General features: G+C 62.8%; 1 protein-coding gene. It reads left to right on the top strand.

What is annotated here, in order from left to right:
* The coding region (locus ABEA10_RS49755) for a type I polyketide synthase (RefSeq protein WP_345475725.1) at positions 1–1,897 on the top strand (1,897 nt) is incomplete at both ends.

Genomic DNA, 1,897 nt, shown 5'->3' with positions numbered 1-1,897 from the left:
AGCCAACTCAACTACCCTTCACCTGGCAAAACGTCACCATCAACAACACCAACACCAAAACACTCCGCGTCCACCTTCATCAGGTTGGACCGAGCCAAGCCACGATCAGGGCATACGACTATTCCGGCACACCTGTAGCGACCGTTTCTACGCTCAAGCTTCGTCCAATTTCTGCGCATAGCCTTGGAACTAGAGACGCCATAGTCCGCCGTTCTATTTTCCAACTAAAATGGGAAGCCGAACCCATTAGGAGTTCGACCAACTCACTACCTCCCTATGCGCTGATCAGCGACGAAGAAGCCGCGCTAGAAATCACGTCGACCGACACGGGCTGGGAGCATCACACTGATTTGGCGACGTTGATTCGGAGAATGGATGCGGGGACACCTGCTCCCGAGTTGGTGTTGTGGAAGTGTCCTGCGGGGTCGTCATCTGAGGTTCTTCGGCTAACGCACAACCTCACCGACAATGTCCTCGGCCTGTTGCGGAGCTGGATGTCGGAAGAGCGATTCGAATCGTCTCGGCTGGTAATCCTCACTCGCCAAGCAGTAGCCACCGGCCCGAGCGACCCCGTAGAAGACCTGGCTCAGGCCGCCGTGTGGGGGCTAGTCCGCTCCGCTCAAACCGAACACCCGGATCGCGTCACCCTCATCGACTTCGACGGCTCCACCACCGGGCTTGCCGCCGCCATCGCGAGCGGCGAACCTCAGATCGCCATCCGCGACAACCGCGCCCTCACCCCACGACTTGTCCGCGCCACGCCCGCCAACGATGACCCGACCGGGCTCAACCCCGAAGGCACAATCCTCATCACCGGCGGAACCGGAGCTCTCGGCACCACCGTCGCCCGCCACCTCGTCAACCAGCACAACGCCCGCCATCTCCTGCTGGCCAGCCGCTCCGGACCCCACGCACCCGGTGCCACCGAACTCCACCAAGAACTCACCGAACACGGCGCCCAGGTCACCATCACCACCTGCGACACCTCCAAGCCAGAGGCCCTCACCGAACTGCTGGACACCATCCCCCACCGACACCCGCTGACGGCGGTCATCCACGCCGCGGGCACCCTGCAGGACGCCACCATCACCCAACTCACCAGCGAGCAACTCGAAGCCGTCCTCACGCCCAAGGTTGACGCGGCCTGGCACCTGCACCGGCTCACCCAGGACAGCAACCTCAGTCATTTCATTCTGTTCTCGTCGGTCGCCGGCACTCTCGGATTCCCTGGTCAAGCCAACTACGCCGCCGCCAACACCTTCCTCGACGCCCTCGCCCACCACCGCCACGCGAACGGTCTCCCCGCCACCAGCCTCGCCTGGGGACTCTGGCAACAAACCAGCAACATGACCGCCCACCTCACCACCACCGACCACCAACGCATCACCACCAACGGCATCACCCCACTCAACACGGACCAAGCACTCCAGTTGCTCGATGCCACGCTCAGCGAGCACAACCCCACGGTCATCCCCGCCAACATCAACGTCAGAAGGCTGGACACGGGAGGCGACCCGCACCCGTTGTTCCGCGAACTCGCCCCCGCCGTTGCTCGGCGGTCCGACGGCGCTCCTCCAAATCTCCGTACGCAGCTGGCGGACCTGCCCGGTCCCGAGTCGGAAAAACGGCTGCTCGACATCGTGCGTACGAGCGCCGCGAACGTTCTGGGTCATACCAACGCAGACACGATCGTCGACACCCAAACCTTCAAGGAACTGGGGTTCGACTCACTGACCGCCATCCAGATCCGCAACCGCCTCGCCACGGTGACCGGACTACGCCTGCCCGCCACCCTCATCTTCGACCACCCCACACCACAGGCTCTGGCGACCTACCTGCACCACCAACTCACCGGCGAGAACAACGCCACCACAACCACCATCCACAAAACCACCAC

This window comes from Actinoallomurus oryzae, assembly GCF_039541955.1.
Classification (GTDB): domain Bacteria; phylum Actinomycetota; class Actinomycetes; order Streptosporangiales; family Streptosporangiaceae; genus Actinoallomurus; species Actinoallomurus oryzae.
This window is presented reverse-complemented; position numbering and strand designations above follow the sequence as displayed.